The organism is Enterobacter sp. ENT03 (genome assembly GCF_019218745.1).
Classification (GTDB): domain Bacteria; phylum Pseudomonadota; class Gammaproteobacteria; order Enterobacterales; family Enterobacteriaceae; genus Enterobacter_D.
This window is the reverse complement of sequence record NZ_JAHUXA010000015.1, coordinates 58157-78002: the sequence shown is the minus strand read 5'-3', so window position 1 is coordinate 78002 and position 19846 is coordinate 58157. Positions and strand designations below refer to the sequence as shown.

The following is a 19846-nucleotide window of genomic DNA, read 5'->3' as shown; positions in this document are numbered from 1 at the left end:
CCCTTAGGATCACTGCGCAAACAGTGCATCGTGCAAATATTGTGGTAACGCGAACGCCGCCGTATGTACTGCCGGATTGTAATAACGACACGTCAGGTTTGCGCTGTGGAAACGCGCCTGAATAATGCCGGTAGAAAGGTGACGCAGTGCGCCGTTGTCGGTCGCCCAGGCGAAGGTCATTACACCGCCGTAATAGGTGGGGATCGCGGCCTGATAAAAACTCACGTCGTCAAAGTAGTGGCTCAGTTTACGGTGACTGTCGATGGCTTCATCCTGCTGCAAAAAGCTCACGCCGTTCTGCGCGACGAAAATACCGCCGGGATTCAGGCAACGTTTGCAGCCTTCGTAGAACGCCGAGGTAAACAGGCTTTCACCCGGTCCAATGGGATCGGTGCAGTCGGAGATGATGACGTCAAACGTTTGCGCGGTCTGGTTAACAAAATTGACGCCATCGTCAATGACCAGCGTAAAGCGCGGATCGTCGTAAGCCCCGGCGTTGTGATTCGGTAAATACTGGCGGCAGAACGACACCACGCCGGCATCGATCTCGACCATTGTGATGGTTTCGATATTTTTATGACGGCTCACTTCGCGCAGCATCGCGCCATCGCCACCGCCGATGATCAGCACATGCTTCGCGTGACCGTGGGCCAGCAGCGGCACATGGGTCATCATCTCATGATAAATGAACTCATCCCGCTCGGTAGTTTGTACCACGCCATCCAGCGCCATCACGCGGCCGAACGCGGCGTTTTCAAAGATAATCAGATCCTGATGATCGGTTTTTTCGTGGTACAGCACCTTGTCCACGGCGAAGTACTGCCCGAACTGGTCATGCAGCGTTTCGTGCCACAGTTTGCTATCAGTCATTGCTCGCTCCTTCGTTAACGCCCATGTAAAACGGGCGTAACATCATAGCTAACTACCGACGGGGATGCACGGAGAGAGTCAGGGTGCGGGAAGGGGGAAAAAATTACTTCACGTAGGCAAGCAGACTCAGGGAATCACGGGCCAGCGCTTTGCACTTTTTGTCCGTGGCGATGCCAATGCCGCTGAGGTCGCGATAGCTGTCTTCCCCCAGCGATTTCATGTCAAAGCTCTCGTAGTTGCTCAGATCCCACTGATTCTGCTGGGCGAAAAACACCAGCGCGCGACGGATCTGACCGTTCGGTAGATTCTGGTAGCCACAGTCATTTTTCAGGAATACAAACACCGCCGTTAAATCGGCCATGTCTTCGGCTTCTGACTCACTGAGTGCATAACTATTTGCGGATACAGCCAGCAGGCTGGCGAACGTAATTGTTCTGAAAAACGTCTTCATTATTTCTACCGGAACATCGAGGAAATTTAACGTTAGCATACTTGGGGGCGGGGCGACGATCTTTATTATTAGTGGTTCGCTTGACCTTACCGCAAGGGCAGGGTTTATGCTCAAAAGCTTGCCAGCCGACTCAAAAAGGGAATAAACATGCAACGTCGTGATTTTATAAAATACTCCGCTGCGCTGGGCGCGATAAGCGCGCTGCCGGGATGGACGAAAGCGGCTTTTGCCGCCACGCCGCAGACCCTGCCGATCCCGGCGCTGCTGACGCCGGACGCGCAAAGCCGTATACAGTTGCGGGTACAGGCTGGTACCTCCACTTTCGCCGGGAAAACCGCCACCACCTGGGGTTATAACGGCAACCTGCTGGGGCCAGCCATCAAACTGCGCAAGGGCAAGACGGTGACGGTGGAGATCAACAACCGGCTGGCAGAAGAGACGACGATCCACTGGCACGGGCTGGAAGTCCCCGGCGAGGTGGATGGCGGTCCGCAGGGTATTATCAAGCCCGGCAGCCAGCGCACGGTTACCTTTACCCCAAACCAGCGCACGGCGACCTGCTGGTTCCACCCCCATCAGCACGCGAAAACCGGGCATCAGGTGGCGATGGGGCTGGCCGGGCTGGTGCTGATCGAGGACGACGAAAGCCGCATGCTGCGCCTGCCGCAGCAGTGGGGCGTGGATGACGTCCCGGTGATCGTGCAGGACAAACGCTTTAATGCCGATGGGCAGATTGACTATCAGCTGGACGTGATGAGTGCGGCGGTCGGCTGGTTTGGCGATACGCTGCTCGCCAATGGCGTGATCTATCCCCGACATGCTGCCCCGCGCGGCTGGCTGCGTCTGCGTCTGCTGAACGGCTGTAACGCCCGCTCCCTTAACTTCACCACCAGCGACAAGCGCCCGCTGTACGTTATTGCCAGCGATGGCGGCCTGCTGGCGGAGCCGGTGAAGGTTGACGAATTGCCGATGCTGCCGGGCGAGCGTTTTGAAGTGCTGGTGGACACCCGCGACGGGAAAGATTTCGACCTTATGACGCTGCCAGTCAGCCAGATGGGCATGGCGGTCGCGCCCTTCGATAAGCCGCAGCTAGTGCTGAACATTCAGCCGCTGACCATTGTGGCGTCCGGTGAATTGCCCGATACGCTGGCTAACGTGCCGTCGTTGCCGTCACTGGAGGGCCTGACGCAGCGCACGCTTCAGCTGTCGATGGATCCGATGCTCGACATGATGGGCATGCAGGCGCTGATGAAAAAATATGGCGACGGGGCCATGCGCGGTATGGCGGGGGATATGAACCACGGCGGTATGAACCACGGTGGTATGAATCAAGGAAGCATGAATCATGGAAGCATGAATCACGGTGGTATGAGCCATGACACTAAAGGCGTCGATTTCCATCACGGCAATATGATCAACGGTAAAGCGTTCGACATGAACACCCCGGCCTTTGCCGCCGCGAAAGGGCAATACGAGCGCTGGGTGATCTCCGGGGAAGGGGACATGATGCTGCATCCGTTCCATATCCACGGCACGCAGTTCCGTATTCTGTCAGAAAACGGCAAGCCACCGGCGGCGCATCGCGCAGGCTGGAAAGATATTGTGAATGTGTTTGGCGCACGCAGCGAAGTGCTGGTGAAGTTTGATTATGACGCCCCGAAAGCGCAGGCCTATATGGCGCACTGCCATCTGCTGGAGCATGAAGATACGGGGATGATGCTTGGGTTTACGGTATAAAAATAACCCCTCATCCCGGCCCTGTCCCTCAGGGAGAGGGAGTAAACCAGGCCTGATACTCTCACCAGGGGAGAGTATCAGGGGGAGGGGATAACGATCTCTTACTTCGCCTCGTCCGGCAGTGCATAGGCCACGATATAGTCACCCATTTTGGTGCCAAACGAACCGTGACCACCGGCGGAAATGACCACATACTGCTTGCCATTCACTTCATAGGTCATCGGCGTAGCCTGACCGCCCGCGGGCAGACGACCCTGCCACAGTTTCTCACCGTTGCTCATGTTATAAGCGCGCAGATAGTTATCGGCGGTCGCGGCGATAAACAGTACGTTACCGGCGGTGGAGATCGGGCCGCCCAGCATCGGCATACCCATATTGAACGGCACCGGGATCGGCATCGGGAACGGCAGGCTATCCTGCGGCGTACCAATACGTTTTTTCCACACCACGTCGTTGGTTTTCAGATCCAGCGCGGAGATGTAACCCCAGGCAGGCTGTTTACACGGCAGGCCAAACGGCGACAGGAACGGGTTCAGCGTCACGCCATAAGGCACGCCGTACTGCGGCTGGATCCCGGCTTCAGTACCACTGCCTTTCGCGTCTTTCGGCTGTTCCATCGGATTACCCGGACCGCGCGGCATCAGTTTGGAAACAAACGGCAGCGCCATCGGGTTAGCAATCGCTACCTGACGGTTCGGATCGACGGAAAGACCGCCCCACTCGAACATACCGAGGTTACCCGGGAAGACCAGCGTACCCTGCTCAGACGGCGGCGTGAAAATACCTTCGTAGCGCAGCTGATGGAACATGACGCGGCAGACCAGCTGGTCAAACATCGTCGCGCCCCACATATCCGCCCCGGTCAGATCTTTCTTCGGACGGAAGCTCAGGTCAGAGAACGGCTGGGTTTTGGTAACGTAATCGCCTTTCGCCGCGCCCTGCGGAACCGGTTTTTCCGGTGCCGGGACAACCGGCTCGCCATTACGACGATCGAGCACGAAGATGTTACCGGTTTTCGCCGGGGCGTAGATCACCGGTACGGTTTTACCGTTAACGGTAATGTCCGCCAGCGTCGGCTGGGCCGGTAAATCCATATCCCACAGATCGTGGTGCACGGTCTGGTAGCTCCAGGCCAGCTTACCGGTGGTGGCGTTCAGCGCCAGCACGGAACTGGCATAACGCTCTTGTTCCGGCGTACGGTTGCCGCCCCAGATGTCCGGGGTGCTCACGCCCATCGGCAGATACACCAGGTCCAGCTTCGCGTCATAGGCCGCAGGCGCCCAGGAGTTCGGCGAGTTAAAGGTAAAGCTGTGCTCGTCAGACGGGATCGCGTTCGGATCTTTCGCGCCCGGATCGAAGGCCCACAGCAGTTTACCGGTGTTGACGTCAAAACCACGGATCACGCCGGAGGTTTCGCGGGTGGAGAAGTTATCGGTGACGGAACCGGCAATCACGATCGTTTTATCGGTAATAATCGGCGGCGAGGTCGGCTCGTACAGACCCGGCGTGGTGTCCGGCATGTTGGTTTGCAGATTCAGAATACCTTTGTTGGCAAAGGTTTCGCACAGCTTACCGTTGTCAGCGTTGATGGCGAACAGGCGACCATCGTTCACCGGCAGCATGATACGGCGCGGACAGTCAGCGATCACTTCCGGGCTGGCGTTGTCAGCACGCGCTTCGTGGTAAGAGACACCGCGGCAGGTGACGTGCTGGAACGAGGAACTGGTATTCAGCTGCGGATCGAAGTGCCACTTCTCTTTACCGGTCGCCGCGTCCAGGGCAAACAGACGCTGATGGGCGGTGCAGAGGTAAAGCATGTTGCCGACTTTAATCGGCGTCACTTCGTTGGTGATTTCACCCGGATCGTTAGGCTGTTTCAGGTCGCCGGTGCGGAACACCCAGGCTTCTTGCAGATTTTTAACGTTATCGGCGTTGATCTGCTTAAGCGGGGAGTAACGCTGGCCTTCCTGGTTACGGCCATAGGCTGGCCAGTCACCGTCGGCAATCTGGGAAATCGGCTCGGCCGGCGTCGCGTCGGCGCTCAGGGTGCCGTTCACTTCCTGCGGATCGTTAAAGCCTGCCCAGGTCAGCATTGCGCCGCTGACCAGCAGCGCCACAACCAGCGCCGCGACTGCGCCACGGGACGGCACCAGCAGACGACGCCAGACAAACGGCAGGATCAGCCAGATACCGAAGAAGACCAGAATATCGCTGCGTGGGGTCAATGCCCAGAAGTCAAAGCCGACTTCCCATACGCCCCAAATCATCGTACCCAGTAACAGCGCGGCGTAGACCCACAGTGCTGAGCGCTTACTGCGCCACAGTAGCCAGGTCACGGCGAGCATCACCAGCCCTGCGACAGGGTAGTACCAGGAGCCGCCAATCGCGACCAGCCAGGCACCCCCGATAAGCAAGTACAGCCCGCAGAATGCGGCGAACAGCGCGGTGATCGTCACGAGGGTACGTGACGGATGCGGTTTATTTTCTGCCATAAAAGACACTCATCTCATTTGTTAATATTTTGAAAGCAATTAATTATAGGTTTTAACAAGTGTGAGCGTCATCACAATTTTGGCTTTTATTAACTCGTCCCCCGAATAAGTCCATTTGCTGGTATACTGGCGCGCTTATGAATTGATGCCGGACGATACGCTATCCGCATTGAGTGATTGTTCTTTAAATCATACGGTTAGAGAAATGAAACATACTGTTGAAGTGATGATCCCGGAAGCCGAGATCAAAGCGCGCATTACCGAACTGGGTCGTCAAATCACCGAGCATTACAAGGACAGCGGCAGCGAGATGGTGCTGGTGGGCCTGCTGCGCGGCTCGTTTATGTTTATGGCGGATCTGTGTCGTGAAGTGCAGGTGCCACATGAAGTCGATTTTATGACCGCCTCCAGCTATGGCAGCGGCATGTCGACCACGCGCGACGTTAAAATTCTCAAAGACCTGGATGAAGATATTCGCGGAAAAGACGTGCTGATCGTCGAAGACATTATCGACTCCGGCAACACCCTGTCGAAAGTGCGTGAGATCCTCAGCCTGCGTCAGCCGAAATCGCTGGCGATTTGCACGCTGCTGGATAAACCGTCGCGCCGTGAAGTGACGGTGCCGGTGGAGTTTGTCGGTTTCTCGATCCCGGATGAGTTCGTGGTGGGTTACGGCATTGATTATGCCCAGCGCTATCGTCATCTGCCGTATATCGGCAAAGTGGTGATGCAGGACGAGTAAGGGATAGTGCCGGGTGGCGCCAGGCAGGCCCGGTAAATAAAAAGCCGGGTGGCGGCTACGCCTTACCCGGCCTGGATGTCAACTCGTAGGCCCGGCAAGCTTGCGCCGCCGGGCAACATAACGAATTTATTTGTGATTGATGTGCTTCTGGCTAATGTTGGACAGCCCCTGGCGGTAACGGGATTCCAGCGTGTCGCGGTTGGTGGCAGTAACTTCCAGATCGCGCAGCAGTCCGTCGTGAATACCGTATGCCCAGCCGTGAATGGTCACGTTCTGGCCGCGTTTCCACGCTGACTGCATGATCGTTGAGTGGCCCAGGTTATACACCTGCTCCATCACGTTCAGTTCACACAGAGTATCCAGACGACGATCTTCCGGCATTTCGCCCAGCAGTGCGCTATGTTTAAACCAGATGTCGCGGATATGCAGCAGCCAGTTATTAATCAGCCCCAGCTCCGGATTTTCCACCGCAGCCTGAACACCGCCGCAGCCGTAGTGACCACAGATGATAATGTGCTCAACTTCCAGAACATCCACCGCGTACTGCACCACCGACAGGCAGTTCAGATCGGTGTGGATCACCAGGTTTGCGACATTACGGTGGACGAATAACTCGCCGGGTTCAAGACCGGTAAGGCGCTCAGCCGGAACACGGCTGTCTGAACATCCAATCCATAAAAAGCGCGGTTTCTGTGCCTGTGCTAATGTCTCAAAAAATCCCGGATCCTCTTCGACCAGCATTTTTGACCATAGTGCGTTGTTACTAATGAGTGTATCTATGTCTTTCATGGAGGTTAACGACCTGTAACCAAGTAATTGCGTTGAGCTAATATAGGTCAACTCCATTTTTTTTTAAACCACACACAGAGTGTAAGAAAAAAGGTAAGAAAGACGTCATGACCATTGCACTGGAGCTTGAGCAGCTTAAAAAAACCTATCCGGGCGGCGTTCAGGCGCTGCGAGGTATTGATTTGCAAGTAGAAGCCGGCGATTTCTATGCGCTACTCGGGCCTAACGGTGCCGGTAAGTCAACCACCATCGGCATTATCAGCTCGCTGGTAAATAAATCTTCCGGGCGGGTAAGCGTATTCGGTTACGATCTTGAAAAAGATGTCGTCAACGCCAAACGTCAGCTCGGCCTGGTGCCGCAGGAATTTAACTTCAACCCGTTTGAAACCGTGCAGCAGATCGTGGTGAACCAGGCTGGTTACTACGGGGTTGAACGTGCCGAAGCGGTGACGCGCAGCGAAAAATACTTAAAACAGCTGGATTTGTGGGAAAAACGCGGCGAACGTGCACGCATGCTTTCTGGCGGCATGAAGCGCCGTCTGATGATCGCCCGCGCCCTGATGCACGAACCTAAACTGCTGATCCTCGACGAACCGACCGCGGGCGTCGACATTGAACTGCGCCGCTCCATGTGGGGTTTTCTGAAGGATCTCAACGACAAAGGCACCACCATTATTCTGACCACCCACTATCTGGAAGAGGCGGAAATGCTGTGCCGGAATATCGGCATTATTCAGCACGGGCAACTGGTGGAGAACACCTCCATGAAGTCGCTGCTGTCGAAGCTCAAATCCGAAACTTTTATTCTCGATCTGGCGGCGAAAAGCCCGTTGCCGAAGCTCGACGGCTATCAGTATCGTCTGGTAGATACCTCGACGCTGGAAGTCGAAGTGCTGCGCGAGCAGGGCATTAACAGCGTGTTCAGCCAGCTGAGCGCGCAGGGTATTCAGGTATTAAGTATGCGTAACAAAGCGAACCGTCTTGAAGAGCTGTTTGTCACGCTGGTAAACGAAAAAACAGGAGACCAGGCATGATGCAGCTTTATTGGGTCGCGCTGAAAAGCATCTGGCATAAAGAAATTCAGCGGTTTATGCGTATCTGGATCCAGACGCTGGTGCCGCCGGTCATCACCATGACCCTCTATTTCATTATCTTCGGTAATCTGATCGGCTCGCGCATTGGTGAAATGCACGGCTTTACGTATATGCAGTTTATCGTGCCGGGTCTGATCATGATGGCGGTGATCACCAACGCTTACGCTAACGTCGCCTCGTCGTTCTTCAGCGCCAAGTTCCAGCGCAACATTGAAGAGCTGCTGGTAGCACCGGTACCGACGCATGTGATCATTGTTGGCTATGTGGGCGGTGGTGTGGCACGCGGGCTGTGCGTCGGCGTGCTGGTGACGGCGATTTCGCTGTTCTTTGTGCCCTTCCAGGTGCACTCCTGGCTGTTCGTCGGCCTGACATTGCTGTTGACGGCGGTGCTGTTCTCGCTGGCGGGTCTGCTCAACGCTGTGTTCGCCAAGACCTTCGATGACATCAGCCTGATCCCGACCTTTGTGCTAACGCCGCTGACCTACCTCGGCGGGGTGTTCTATTCCCTGACGCTGCTGCCGCCGTTCTGGCAGGCGTTGTCGCACTTAAACCCGATCGTCTACATGATCAGCGGTTTCCGCTTTGGTTTTCTCGGTATCAGTGATGTGCCGCTTATCACCACTATTGCCGTGCTGGTGGTGTTTATCGTGGCGTTTTATGCCTTGTGCTGGTATCTGATCCAGCGCGGACGCGGTCTGCGCAGTTGATTGCTTCCCCTCACCCTGACCCTCTCCCCATGTAGAGGGGAGCGTCCGGTTTTCTCCCTCTTCCTCCGGGAGAGGGCCGGGGTGAGGGGGCTAAAAAGCATTGGTATTATGAATGCATTTGTTACAATGCGCGCAGAATTTCCTCACCACAGTTAAGCCATGCTGATCCGTTTCGCTTTTACTTTTATGCTTCTGCTCTCTGGCAGCGCTTTCGCCAGCCTGTTGGGCCAGCCAACCGCCACCGAACGTTATATGCAAACCACTGAAGATGCCGCTGTCTGGGCGCAGGTAGGCAATGACGTCATTACCGTCGGCCATCTGAATGCCGGGCAGATCATCGCCGTGGCGCCTACTGCCGCAGACTATTACGAATTTCGTTTTGGCTTTGGCACCGGCTTTATTGATAAGCAACATCTGGAAGCGGTGCAGGGTAAACAGCGGGTGCAGGACAGCCTTGGCGATCTGAACAAGCCGCTCAGCAATCAGAACCTGATTACCTGGAAACCCACGCCGGTGTATAACGCTCCGAATAGCGGCAGCGCGCCCTTTGGCATGCTGGTGGAAAACCTGCGTTATCCGGTGATAGGGCGGCTAAAAGATGGACTTAATCAGACCTGGTTTCAGATCCGTATCGGCAACCGGCTGGCATATATCAGCGCACTGGATGCACAGGAAGATGCAGGGCTGCCAATTCTGACCTATCACCATATTCTGCGTGACGAAGAAAACACCCGTTTCCGCCATACCTCGACCACCACCTCCGTCCGTGCCTTCAACAACCAGATGGCGTGGCTGCACGATCAGGGGTATACCACGCTGACGATGTACCAGCTGGAAGGTTATGTGCGCAACCGCATGAACCTGCCGGCGCGGGCGGTGGTGATCACCTTTGATGATGGCCTGAAGTCGGTGAGCCGCTATGCGTATCCGATCCTCAAGCAGTACGGCTTTAAAGCCACCTCGTTTACCATTACGTCGCGCATCAAGCGTAAGCCGGAGAAGTGGGATCCGAAATCGTTGCAGTTTATGAGCGTGTCGGAGATGCAACAGATCCGCGATGTGTTTGATTTCCAGTCGCACACGCATTTTCTGCATCGCGTGGATAATAGCCGCCATCCCATTTTACTGAGCCGCAGCTATCACGTGGTGCTGTTTGATTTTGAGCGCTCCCGCCGCGCGCTGGCGCAGTTCAATCCGCATGCCCTGTATCTGTCCTACCCGTTTGGCGGTTATGACAGCAAAGCGGTGAAAGCGGCCCAGGATGCGGGTTTTCATCTGGCGGTGACGACTGTGAAGGGAAAGGTCAAGCCGGGGGATAATCCGTTCTTATTAAAACGCCTTTATATTCTAAGAACGGATCCGCTGGAAACCATGGCGCGGTTAATTGTTAACCGGCCACAGGGGTAAATCAGGCGACCTGCACCGGCACAGCTTTCGCCGTGCGTTTCATCTCATTGTCACCGTCAAAATAGGCCACTTTCGGCTGCCAGCTGCGTGCCTGCTCATCCGGCATGGTGACGTAGCTGGCGATGATCAGAATATCACCCACGTCCGCGCAGTGCGCCGCGGCACCATTCACGGAAATGATACGCGAGCCGCGCTCACCGGCAATCGCATAGGTGGAAAAGCGCTTACCGTTAGTCACGTTGTAAATATCGATGGCTTCGTATTCCAGAATACCAGCCGCCTCAAGGAAATCCTGGTCGATGGCGCAGGAGCCTTCGTAATGCAGGTCAGCCTGCGTCACTTTGACGCGGTGGAGCTTGCCTTGCAGCATAGTGCGGATCATAACGTTAACCTTCGTTGCTGTGTTTATCAGGGGTGGAAGCCCGCTTTAGCGGGGCAATTCCACGACTTTATTATCGATCAGACGTGCCTGACCGAGCCAGGCGGCCATCAGGATCACCGCGCGTTTACTGGCTGGAGACACCTCCAGCAGCGTATCAGCGTCGCGGATCTGAATATCATCCGCGCGAAAACCGCTGCTGTTCAGCTCCTGCTCCGCCACGGCAATGATCTCATGAATATCGTTATCGCCCGTCCGCAGTTTTTCTGCCATCGCGTTCATGACTTTGCTGAGGCCAGGTGCGATTTTGCGCTGATCGCTGGTGAGATAACCGTTGCGTGAACTCAGCGCCAGACCATCTTTCGCGCGTACCGTCGGCACGCCAATGATCTCAATGTCATAGCCCATATCCGCGACCATTTTGCGGATCACCGCCAGCTGTTGGTAATCCTTTTCCCCGAAGCAGGCAACGTCCGGCTGCACCAGGTTAAACAGTTTGCTGACGATAGTCGCTACGCCGCGAAAATGTCCCGGACGGCTTGCGCCCTCCAGCATATCTGACAGGCCCGGCACCTCCACCCAGGTTTGCGAGTCGGTGCCGTGCGGATAGATCTGATCCGGTGCCGGAGCAAAAACAATGTCCACTTTACGCTTGTTCAGCTTTTCGCAGTCGTCCTGCAACGTGCGCGGATAACGCGCCAGATCGTCGGCCCGGTCAAACTGCATCGGATTGACAAAAATACTTGCCACCACCACATCCGCGGCGTTTCTCGCCTCATCCACCAGCTTCATATGCCCGTCATGCAGGTTACCCATGGTCGGCACCAGCGCGATACGTTTACCTTCCTGACGCAGGCGACGGATATGCTGACGCAGCAGCGGCAGGGTTTCGATAATCAACACAATAAGACTCCTTAATGGAAACTGTGCTCGTCGCCGGGATAGACTCCCGCTTCGACCTCTTCCACGTACTGACGCACCGCAGCGCGCAGGTCGCCCGTACCGGTGAGGAAGTTTTTAGCAAATTTTGGAATATGCCCGCCGGTAATGCCAAAGGCGTCGTGCATCACCAGGATCTGCCCGTCGGTGACATTGCCCGCGCCAATCCCAATCACCGGAATGCGCAGCGCGTCGGTGATGCGTTTTGCCAGTTCTACCGGCACGCACTCCAGTACCAGCAACTGCGCGCCCGCGGCTTCTAATGCCAGCGCATCGTCGAACAGCGTTTGCGCGGCATCGCCACGGCCCTGCACTTTATAGCCGCCAAAGATATTCACCGACTGCGGGGTCAAGCCCAGATGACCACACACCGGCACCGCGCGATCGGTCAACATTTTTACCGTCTCCGCCAGCCAGCGTCCACCTTCAATTTTGACCATATTGGCCCCGGCGCGCATCACCTCTGCGGCACTGGCGAATGCCTGCTCAGGCGTGGCGTACGCCATAAACGGCAGGTCGGCCAGCAGCAGGCAGTTCGGCGCACCACGGCGAACAGCGCGCGTGTGGTAGGCAATATCTTCTACCGTTACCGGCAGCGTGGAATCATGTCCTTGTACCGTCATCCCTAACGAATCGCCCACCAGCATGACGTTGATCCCTTCTTCGGCAAATAATTTTGCGAAGCTGAAATCATAGGCCGTGATCGTGGCGAAGCGCTTTTTTTCCTGTTTACTTTTCAGTAGCGAGGAGATGGTGGTTGGTTTCATAACGTTTCCTGATGGAGCCTTCAGACTTCCGGCATTCTATCAGTAACATTGATGCGAACAATGATTTTAGGCAGGCTTTCGCCAGGCTTAAATGGGGCAGGGGAGGTTTACCAGAGGGCGGGTTTTGGCGCACCGCACTGCGTCAGTACGCAGGCAAGGGGAGTACCGTCCGGGAAGAGCACTTCCGGGGCGATTTCAAACAGTGGCCACAGCATAAAGCCACGGTTATGCATGTCGTAATGGGGCACCGTCAGACGGGGTGTATTTATCACCTCATCGCCGAACAGCATGATGTCCAGATCGAGGGTACGCGGACCCCAGCGCTCAGCTTTACGCACCCGGCCCTGGGCCAGTTCAATACGCTGGGTATGATCAAGCAGGATGTCGGCATCAAGCGTGGTATCAAGGGCAACAGCCGCGTTCAGGTAATCCGGCTGATCCTGCGGGCCAAGGGGCGGCGTGCGGTAAAACGCTGAACGCGCAACAATCTGGCTGTGCGGGATCTCTCCCAGCGCCGTAATGGCCGCGTTCACCTGCTCAAGAGGTGAGGCCAGATTGCTGCCGATAGCGATATACGCCAGTGTCATGCACTGCCTTCACGGCGTGGGGCGCGTTTGCGTGGGCGGCGATGACGGCGGCGTTCCTGCGGTTCTTCATCCAGCACGTCAAGCATGCCTTTTTGCGCCGGTGGCGCAGACACCTGGAATTCACCCCACCACTGCGTCAGGCGTTGCAGTTCCTGGTTGTTTTCCGCCTCGGCACGCAGCGCCATTAAATCGTAGGCGGCGCGGAATTTCGGATGCTCCATCAGCTTCCAGGCGCGTTTGCCCTGACGACGGGACATACGCAGTTGCAGTTGCCAGATGTCGCGCACCAGTGTGGTGATGCGTTTCGGCACAGCCAGCGTACGGCAGGCTTCGTCGAGCACATCGTTCATCGCCAGCGCAAAGGCGTCGTGATAGGTCAGCCCGCTTTCCTGGGCGATACGCTGCGCGGTTTCCAGCTGCGGATACCAGAGCATAGCGGCGAAGAGGAAGGCTGGGTTAACGCGCATGTCGTTATGAATGCGGTTATCGGTATTCTTCAGCACCTGATCGATGATGCGTTCCATTGGCGTATCACCGCTCTCGGTAAAGTAGCGGGTGATGGTCGGGAACAGCGGCTGGAACAGGCTGTATTCGCGCAGCAGCTTATACGTTTCGTACCCGTAACCCGCCTGCAACAGCTTCAGCGACTCTTCAAACAGGCGCGCCGGCGGCACGTCGTTGATCAGCGTCGCCAGGCGTGGGATCGGCTCAGCCGTTTCATCGCTGATACGCATATGCAGTTTGGCGGCAAAGCGCACCGCGCGCAGCATACGCACCGGATCTTCACGATAGCGGGTTTCCGGATTGCCAATCAGACGGATCACACCGTCTTCCAGATCGCGCATCCCGCCCACATAATCGCGCACGGTAAAATCTGCGACGCTGTAATAGAGGCTGTTGATGGTGAAATCGCGGCGCTGGGCGTCATCTTCAATCGAGCCGAAAATGTTATCACGCAGCAGCATGCCGTTCTGGCCGCGCTGGGAGGTCGCGCGATCGGCGGTCTGCTCTTCGTGATGACCACGGAAAGTGGCGACCTCGATGATTTCCGGGCCAAACATCACGTGCGCAAGACGGAAACGGCGACCGACCAGACGACAGTTGCGGAACAGTTTACGAACCTGATCCGGCGTGGCGTTAGTGGTGACGTCAAAATCTTTTGGCTTTTTGCCCAGCAACAGGTCACGCACGCCGCCGCCGACGAGGTAGGATTCATAGCCGGCTTTGTTCAGGCGATAGAGCACCTTGAGGGCATTTTCACTGATATCTTTGCGGGAAATCGTATGCTGCTCACGCGGGATAACCGTCATCTGTGGTTCGGCGATGGCGACGTCTTCAGCCATGCTCTCCTCGCGGCTTAGCACCTTGCGGCAAAAATTAGCGACTCGGGTAAAAATAGTGCACCTCGGTTGTGTCAGTCTTCTGGACAAAAAAATTGCGGCTTATCATAGCTCAGCGTGGGGCATTTGAGAATGCCGGATTCACGCAGGCTTGTTCCGGTACCCGTGACAGGGTCCAGTTTTGCACCGCTCGTTGTAACAGGGCCTCAACGGAGAGATCCTGCCATTCTTCTGTTACATCCTGATTTAAAAACGCTAACGCCCTGATAAGTATGGGGCGCGGGTCCCCCTGCGGCAGTGCTGGTGCGTGATTCTGCTTCGACAGCTTATCCCCTGCGGCATTGAGCGCCAGCGGCAGGTGGATATACCCCGGCACCGGCCAGCCAAGCTGTTGATACAGCGAAATCTGGCGTACCGTCGGCTCAATCAGATCCGCACCGCGCACAATCTCGGTCACGCCCTGGAAATGATCGTCCACCACCACCGCCAGATTATATGCAAATAACCCATCACGGCGATGAATAATAAAATCTTCGTGCGCCAGCGCCGCATCGGCGACGATCTCGCCGCGCAGCCGATCGTGAAAACGGGTTACCGGCTGATGCTGAATAAGCCGCAGCGCGGCGTTTTCCGGGCCATTGCCCCGCGTGCGGCAGTGACCGTCATAGACGCCGCCAATGCTTTGAATGCGCGCCCGGGTGCAGGTGCAGTAATAGCAGCGCCCCTGCTGATGCAGCAGTTGTAACACGTCGCGGTACGCCTGATGACGCTGTGACTGCCACAGCACTTCGCCATCCCAGTGCAAACCATAGTGTTCCAGCTGGCGCAGAATAGTATCGGCGGCACCGGGGACTTCACGGGGGGGATCAATATCTTCGATACGCACCAGCCAGCGACCGGCATGGGCGCGCGCCTGCAGATAACTGCCAAGGGCGGCGATCAGCGAACCGAAATGGAGTTCACCAGATGGGGATGGCGCAAAGCGCCCAATATAATCAGCGTCAGGCATGATGGGGTAAAGCTAAGAGGGCGGGAGAGACTCCCGCCTGAGAGAACATTACGAAAGCGCCGCAGGTTAACCCGCCATCTGTTTTTCGCGGATTTCTGCCAGTGTTTTGCAGTCGATGCACAGGTCGGCCGTAGGACGGGCTTCCAGGCGGCGAATGCCAATTTCAACACCACAGGATTCGCAGAAGCCGAAATCTTCGTCTTCCACTTTCTTCAGCGTTTTCTCGATCTTTTTGATCAGTTTACGTTCGCGGTCACGGTTACGCAGTTCAAGGCTGAACTCTTCTTCCTGAGCGGCACGATCGACCGGATCAGGGAAGTTAGCGGCTTCGTCCTGCATATGTGTGACAGTGCGATCGACTTCATCCCTAAGTTGATTACGCCACGCTTCAAGAATGCGCTTGAAATGCGTAAGCTGGGCTTCGTTCATATACTCTTCGCCCGGCTTCTCCTGGTATGGCTCCACCCCAGCGATGGCGAGAATACTCAGGGACGATGTTTTACGGTTTTGCCCTTCTTGCATGTTGTTTCTCCTTAACACGCACTATCGATCCCCGTGTTGGGGGAAAAATCAGGCCGCTATAAATAGCAGATGCTTTTCAGGATAGCAATTATCTAAACGTTACACTTGACAACCCTGTGAGGAAAAGCGTATTTACGCACGTAGACCAGAACACTATTTACTCAGCCACTACCTCTTTAAAATTCGACAGATAGCGGCAGTGTCAGACTCATATTTTCGGCAGAAAGTTCCGCTTTATAAATCAGAATTTCTACCCCCTGCCGCTGCGCTTCACTTAGAAGCTGTGCGTATTTAGGATCGATGTGACGAGCCGGTGAAAAACGGTCAATGGCTGAATGCAATACGGCAAATAACAGCACAGCCCGATCACCTGCGGCCGCCACGCTTATTAACTCACGCAGATGCTTCTGTCCTCTCAGCGTAACCGCATCGGGGAAATAGCCCTGCGCCTTATCGGCCAGCGTGACTGATTTCACTTCAATATAGCAGTTGCGGCGGTCTTCTGCCTGTAACATAAAATCGATACGGCTCTGCTCAGAACCATATTTCACTTCACTTTTCAATACGCTATAGCCCGTTAGTGTGGGTAATCGATCTGCCATTAATGCTTCTTTAACTAACATATTGGCGCGCAACGTGTTGACGCATATCCAGGCGTCCGATTGCGTTTGCGTTAATTCCCAGGTGTGAGCATATTTGCGTTTAGTATTTTCTGAAGTGGAATACCAGACGGTATCGCCAGGCGTCGCGCAACCGGTCATCGCGCCGGTATTTGGGCAGTGCAACGTCAGGGTTTCACCCGCAGGCGTCACCACATCGGCGAGAAAGCGTTTATAGCGCTGGATAAGGGTGGCGGACTGAAGCGGCGGAGAAAAATGCATAGGTCATTCCTTATTGGCTGAGCGTCCAGCGGCTGAGCGCCGTGTAACGCGTGCGTCCCTTAACAAACTGCGATTCGTACAGCACAAATTCAGTCACGGCGAAAGACCAGCGAAACCCCGGCGGCGGAATGTTTACCGCATGGCTGGCATCGCGCAGCAGCGTGACATGCGGGTGAAACGGCTGCGGGCTTTGATAGCAACCGCTACGGGCGGCCTGCGCGCGTAGCATACTCGCCAGTTGCAGCAGGCCGCGCGGCGGCTGACGTGTGCCGAGCCAGACGACCCGCGAGCGCAACCATTGTCCGGCATCGTCCAGCGTCAGCGTAAAGCCCGGCTGACGAATACGCCCGGCCAGGTCGCACAGCGCCTGCTGCTTGTCGGCGCTCACTTCGCCTAAAAACGCCAGCGTCAGGTGCAGATTAGCCGCCGCTATCGGGCGACCGGCATCCGGCGCGAACTGCGCCGCGCGCCACTGGATCACCTGCTGCTGAACATCAGCAGGCAGTTCAAGGCCGAAAAACAGCCGTCTGGTGTCTGGCATAAGGGATACTCGGTAATGATTTACGGCGATGCTACAATGCAGGCCGATGAAATGAAAGTTAACCCACTGGAGCCTTGCGTGTCCTCTTTGCCGGTTGCCGCCGTACTGCCTGAACTGCTTGCCGCGCTAAAAAGCGCCGCCTGCGTGCTGCTTAACGCCCCGACCGGGGCCGGGAAATCCACCTGGCTGCCGCTGCACATTCTGCAACAGGGTGCGATCGCGGGCCGCATTTTACTGCTCGAGCCGCGTCGTCTGGCGGCGCGTAACGTCGCACAGCGGCTGGCGGAAAGCCTGAACGAAAAGCCCGGCGAGACCGTTGGCTACCGCATGCGCGCTGAAACCTGCGTCGGGCCGCATACCCGCCTTGAAGTGGTGACTGAGGGGATCCTCACGCGCATGATCCAGCAGGATCCCGAGCTGACTGGCGTGGGGCTGGTGATCCTCGATGAATTCCACGAACGCAGCGTGCAGGCGGATCTGGCGCTGGCGCTGTTGCTTGATGTACAGCAAGGGCTGCGGGACGATATCAAACTGTTAATTATGTCGGCGACGCTGGATAACGAGCGGCTGCGGGGGCTATTGCCCGATGCGCCGGTGATTGTGTCCGAGGGCCGCGCGTTTCCCGTGGAACGCCGCTACCAGCCGCTGCCCGCGCATCAGCGTGCCGATGAAGCGATCGCCATTGCCACCGCCGAACTGCTGCGGGCGGAGCGCGGATCATTGCTGCTGTTTCTGCCGGGCGTGGGCGAGATCCAGCGCGTGCAGGAACACCTCGCCTCGCGCGTGGCGGCCGATGTGCAGCTGTGTCCTTTATACGGCGCACTGCCGCTGGCCGAGCAGCGCAAAGCCATTCTTCCCGCGCCGGATGGCCTGCGCAAAGTGGTGCTGGCGACCAATATCGCGGAAACCAGTCTCACCATCGAAGGGATCCGGCTGGTGGTGGACAGCGTCCAGGAGCGGGTGGCGCGATTCGATCCGCGTACCGGGCTGACGCGGCTGGTGACCCAGCGTATCAGCCAGGCCTCGATGATCCAGCGTGCGGGCCGCGCCGGGCGACTGGAAGCCGGGATCTGCGTGCATCTGCTGGCAAAAGATCAGGCGGAACGCGCCGCCGCGCAGAGCGATGCGGAGATCCTGCAATGCGATCTCTCCGGCCTGCTGCTGGAGCTGCTGCAATGGGGATGCCCGGATCCGGCGCAGCTGGCTTTTTTGGATGCACCGCCTGCCGCGAACCTGGCCGCCGCAAGAACGTTACTGACACAGCTTCGGGTGCTGGTGGATGATCGCCTCACCCCGCGCGGGCAGAAAATCGCCCAGCTCGGCACCGATCCGCGCCACGGCGCGATGCTCATCGCCGCGAACACGCCGGATGAAATCGCCACCGCCGCGAAGCTGGTCGCCATTCTTGAAGAGCCACCGCGCGGCGCAAATACCGATTTAAGCGTGGCGTTCTCGCGCCATCAGCCCCACTGGCAGCGCCGCAGTCAGCAGCTCATCAAACGCCTCAACCAGCGCGCAGGCGCGGAGGACAGCGATCTGCTGCCGGGTCTGCTGGCCTGCGCCTTTGCCGATCGTATCGCCCGTCGTCGCGGGCAGGAAGGGCGTTATCAGCTGGCGAACGGCATGGGCGTGATGCTGGACTGCGATGATGCGCTGGGACGGCATGAGTGGCTCATCGCCCCGTTGCTGTTGCAGGGCAGCCATACCCCGGACGCCCGCATTTTGCAGGCGCTGGCGCTCGACATCGACGCGCTGGTCACCGCGCACCCGGAACTGCTGCGGCAGTCGGATTCTGTCGAATGGGATGACGTGCAGGGCACCCTGAAAGCTTTTCGCCGCAGCCAGATCGGTCAACTGACGGTTAGCGTCCGGCCACTGGCGAAGCCGTCAGAAGAAGAACTGCATCTGGCGATGCTCAACGGCATCCGTGAAAAGGGGCTGCACGTACTGAACTGGACGCCGGAAGCGGAGCAATTCCGGCTGCGCCTGCACTGCGCCGCGAAATGGCTGCCGGAAACGGCATGGCCCGCCGTGGATGATGACTCGCTTTTGGCAACGCTTGAGCTATGGTTACTTCCCGGTATGCAGGGCGTTCACTCCCTGCGCGCCCTGAAAGCGCTGGATGTCAGCCGGGCGCTGGAAAATTTGCTCAGCTGGTCAATGCGTCAACGGCTGGATAGTGCGCTGCCGTCGCATTACACTGTGCCGACGGAAAGCCGGATCGCCATTCGTTATCACGAAGATAACGACCCGGTGCTGGCAGTGCGGATGCAGGAAATGTTTGGCGAGGCGACCACACCGGCCATTGCCGACGGACGTGTGCCACTGGTGCTGGAGCTGCTGTCTCCCGCCCGGCGTCCCTTACAGATCACCCGCGATCTCAGCGCCTTCTGGCAGGGCGCGTATCGGGAAGTGCAGAAAGAGATGAAAGGGCGCTATCCCAAACATGTCTGGCCGGATAACCCGGCAACGGCAGCGCCCACGCGACGCACCAAAAAGTGTTCGTAGGCATTATCACACTCTGTAGGCCGGATAAGCGTCAGCGCCATCCGGGACGAGTGCAATGAACTTTGAGAGATTTCTTCTTCCGCC

At 57.0% G+C, this 19846-nt stretch carries 19 protein-coding genes; 6 read left to right on the top strand and 13 right to left on the bottom strand.

Annotated elements, in window-relative coordinates; translation table 11 throughout:
* Positions 1-9: 9 nt before the first annotated feature.
* Together speE and KW828_RS17130 are read right to left on the bottom strand one after the other, a co-directional pair.
* Positions 10-870: a polyamine aminopropyltransferase gene (gene speE / locus KW828_RS17135; RefSeq protein ID WP_218337521.1), complete on the bottom strand. Its 861-nt coding sequence runs from the start codon at positions 868-870 to the stop codon at positions 10-12.
* A gap of 103 nt (positions 871-973) precedes the next feature.
* Entirely contained in the window at positions 974-1321 is a 348-nt protein-coding gene (locus tag KW828_RS17130) for a YacC family pilotin-like protein (protein WP_088220839.1), read from the bottom strand.
* Positions 1322-1468: 147 nt separating this feature from the next.
* Between KW828_RS17130 and cueO the strand changes: the two genes are divergently transcribed.
* Complete coding sequence (gene cueO / locus KW828_RS17125) at positions 1469-3058, top strand: multicopper oxidase CueO (protein WP_218337520.1); 1590 nt, start codon at positions 1469-1471, stop codon at positions 3056-3058.
* A gap of 101 nt (positions 3059-3159) precedes the next feature.
* Here the strand turns inward: cueO and KW828_RS17120 are convergent, their stop codons facing one another.
* The gene (locus KW828_RS17120; protein WP_218337519.1) at positions 3160-5550 is read right to left on the bottom strand and encodes a glucose/quinate/shikimate family membrane-bound PQQ-dependent dehydrogenase; all 2391 of its coding nucleotides are present in this window, start codon (positions 5548-5550) and stop codon (positions 3160-3162) included.
* 205 nt (positions 5551-5755) lie between these two features.
* Between KW828_RS17120 and hpt the strand changes: the two genes are divergently transcribed.
* Positions 5756-6292: a hypoxanthine phosphoribosyltransferase gene (gene hpt, locus KW828_RS17115; protein WP_129361839.1), complete on the top strand. Its 537-nt coding sequence runs from the start codon at positions 5756-5758 to the stop codon at positions 6290-6292.
* A gap of 126 nt (positions 6293-6418) precedes the next feature.
* On the opposite strand, the gene can is transcribed toward hpt, so the two are convergent.
* On the bottom strand, positions 6419-7081 hold the full coding sequence (gene can / locus KW828_RS17110; protein ID WP_218337518.1) for a carbonate dehydratase: 663 nt from the start codon (positions 7079-7081) through the stop codon (positions 6419-6421).
* A gap of 107 nt (positions 7082-7188) precedes the next feature.
* Here can and KW828_RS17105 point away from each other — a divergent pair, with 107 nt between their 5' ends.
* The 3 genes from KW828_RS17105 (at position 7189) to KW828_RS17095 (ending at position 10289) form a co-directional block, all read left to right on the top strand.
* Positions 7189-8115, top strand: a complete 927-nt coding sequence (locus KW828_RS17105; RefSeq protein WP_218337517.1) for an ABC transporter ATP-binding protein — start codon at positions 7189-7191, stop codon at positions 8113-8115.
* On the top strand, positions 8112-8882 hold the full coding sequence (locus KW828_RS17100) for an ABC transporter permease (protein WP_072570667.1): 771 nt from the start codon (positions 8112-8114) through the stop codon (positions 8880-8882). The genes KW828_RS17105 and KW828_RS17100 overlap by 4 nt, the downstream gene beginning before the upstream one ends.
* A 159-nt stretch (positions 8883-9041) precedes the next feature.
* Positions 9042-10289, top strand: coding sequence for a polysaccharide deacetylase family protein (locus KW828_RS17095; RefSeq protein ID WP_218337516.1), 1248 nt, complete (start codon positions 9042-9044; stop codon positions 10287-10289).
* Position 10290: 1 nt separating this feature from the next.
* Here KW828_RS17095 and panD read toward each other — a convergent pair whose 3' ends face one another.
* The 9 genes from panD to thpR form a co-directional block, all read right to left on the bottom strand.
* Positions 10291-10671 carry an aspartate 1-decarboxylase gene (gene panD, locus KW828_RS17090; RefSeq protein ID WP_039078406.1) on the bottom strand — a complete coding sequence of 127 codons (381 nt, stop codon included), beginning with the start codon at positions 10669-10671 and terminating at the stop codon, positions 10291-10293.
* Between the two features lie 45 nt (positions 10672-10716).
* Positions 10717-11571 carry a pantoate--beta-alanine ligase gene (gene panC / locus KW828_RS17085; RefSeq protein ID WP_218337515.1) on the bottom strand — a complete coding sequence of 285 codons (855 nt, stop codon included), beginning with the start codon at positions 11569-11571 and terminating at the stop codon, positions 10717-10719.
* Positions 11572-11582: 11 nt separating this feature from the next.
* Positions 11583-12374, bottom strand: coding sequence for a 3-methyl-2-oxobutanoate hydroxymethyltransferase (gene panB, locus KW828_RS17080; RefSeq protein WP_218337514.1), 792 nt, complete (start codon positions 12372-12374; stop codon positions 11583-11585).
* Positions 12375-12481: 107 nt separating this feature from the next.
* Positions 12482-12961 (bottom strand): 2-amino-4-hydroxy-6-hydroxymethyldihydropteridine diphosphokinase, encoded by a 480-nt coding sequence (gene folK, locus KW828_RS17075; protein WP_218337513.1) that lies wholly within the window; start codon positions 12959-12961, stop codon positions 12482-12484.
* Positions 12958-14358: a polynucleotide adenylyltransferase PcnB gene (gene pcnB / locus KW828_RS17070; RefSeq protein WP_218337531.1), complete on the bottom strand. Its 1401-nt coding sequence runs from the start codon at positions 14356-14358 to the stop codon at positions 12958-12960. The genes folK and pcnB overlap by 4 nt, the downstream gene beginning before the upstream one ends.
* Positions 14359-14413: 55 nt before the next feature.
* A complete protein-coding gene (gluQRS, locus tag KW828_RS17065; protein ID WP_218337512.1) occupies positions 14414-15310 on the bottom strand; it encodes a tRNA glutamyl-Q(34) synthetase GluQRS in 897 nt (298 codons plus the stop codon).
* A 66-nt stretch (positions 15311-15376) separates the two neighbouring features.
* Positions 15377-15832, bottom strand: coding sequence for an RNA polymerase-binding protein DksA (gene dksA / locus KW828_RS17060; protein WP_072570677.1), 456 nt, complete (start codon positions 15830-15832; stop codon positions 15377-15379).
* A 176-nt stretch (positions 15833-16008) separates the two neighbouring features.
* On the bottom strand, positions 16009-16713 hold the full coding sequence (gene sfsA, locus KW828_RS17055) for a DNA/RNA nuclease SfsA (protein ID WP_218337511.1): 705 nt from the start codon (positions 16711-16713) through the stop codon (positions 16009-16011).
* Positions 16714-16723: 10 nt separating this feature from the next.
* Positions 16724-17254, bottom strand: a complete 531-nt coding sequence (thpR, locus tag KW828_RS17050) for an RNA 2',3'-cyclic phosphodiesterase (protein ID WP_218337510.1) — start codon at positions 17252-17254, stop codon at positions 16724-16726.
* A gap of 78 nt (positions 17255-17332) precedes the next feature.
* Between thpR and hrpB the strand changes: the two genes are divergently transcribed.
* On the top strand, positions 17333-19762 hold the full coding sequence (gene hrpB / locus KW828_RS17045; protein WP_218337530.1) for an ATP-dependent helicase HrpB: 2430 nt from the start codon (positions 17333-17335) through the stop codon (positions 19760-19762).
* Positions 19763-19846: the final 84 nt, after the last annotated feature.

Coding starts and splice junctions, on each gene's coding strand:
- folK (WP_218337513.1), bottom strand. CDS start 12,961: ATGACACTGGCGTATATCGCTATCGGCAGCAATCTGGCCTCACCTCTT.
- KW828_RS17095 (WP_218337516.1), top strand. CDS start 9,042: ATGCTGATCCGTTTCGCTTTTACTTTTATGCTTCTGCTCTCTGGCAGC.
- KW828_RS17105 (WP_218337517.1), top strand. CDS start 7,189: ATGACCATTGCACTGGAGCTTGAGCAGCTTAAAAAAACCTATCCGGGC.
- gluQRS (WP_218337512.1), bottom strand. CDS start 15,310: ATGCCTGACGCTGATTATATTGGGCGCTTTGCGCCATCCCCATCTGGT.
- thpR (WP_218337510.1), bottom strand. CDS start 17,254: ATGCCAGACACCAGACGGCTGTTTTTCGGCCTTGAACTGCCTGCTGAT.
- speE (WP_218337521.1), bottom strand. CDS start 870: ATGACTGATAGCAAACTGTGGCACGAAACGCTGCATGACCAGTTCGGG.
- panD (WP_039078406.1), bottom strand. CDS start 10,671: ATGATCCGCACTATGCTGCAAGGCAAGCTCCACCGCGTCAAAGTGACG.
- sfsA (WP_218337511.1), bottom strand. CDS start 16,713: ATGCATTTTTCTCCGCCGCTTCAGTCCGCCACCCTTATCCAGCGCTAT.
- panB (WP_218337514.1), bottom strand. CDS start 12,374: ATGAAACCAACCACCATCTCCTCGCTACTGAAAAGTAAACAGGAAAAA.
- dksA (WP_072570677.1), bottom strand. CDS start 15,832: ATGCAAGAAGGGCAAAACCGTAAAACATCGTCCCTGAGTATTCTCGCC.
- hpt (WP_129361839.1), top strand. CDS start 5,756: ATGAAACATACTGTTGAAGTGATGATCCCGGAAGCCGAGATCAAAGCG.
- KW828_RS17120 (WP_218337519.1), bottom strand. CDS start 5,550: ATGGCAGAAAATAAACCGCATCCGTCACGTACCCTCGTGACGATCACC.
- KW828_RS17130 (WP_088220839.1), bottom strand. CDS start 1,321: ATGAAGACGTTTTTCAGAACAATTACGTTCGCCAGCCTGCTGGCTGTA.
- can (WP_218337518.1), bottom strand. CDS start 7,081: ATGAAAGACATAGATACACTCATTAGTAACAACGCACTATGGTCAAAA.
- KW828_RS17100 (WP_072570667.1), top strand. CDS start 8,112: ATGATGCAGCTTTATTGGGTCGCGCTGAAAAGCATCTGGCATAAAGAA.
- cueO (WP_218337520.1), top strand. CDS start 1,469: ATGCAACGTCGTGATTTTATAAAATACTCCGCTGCGCTGGGCGCGATA.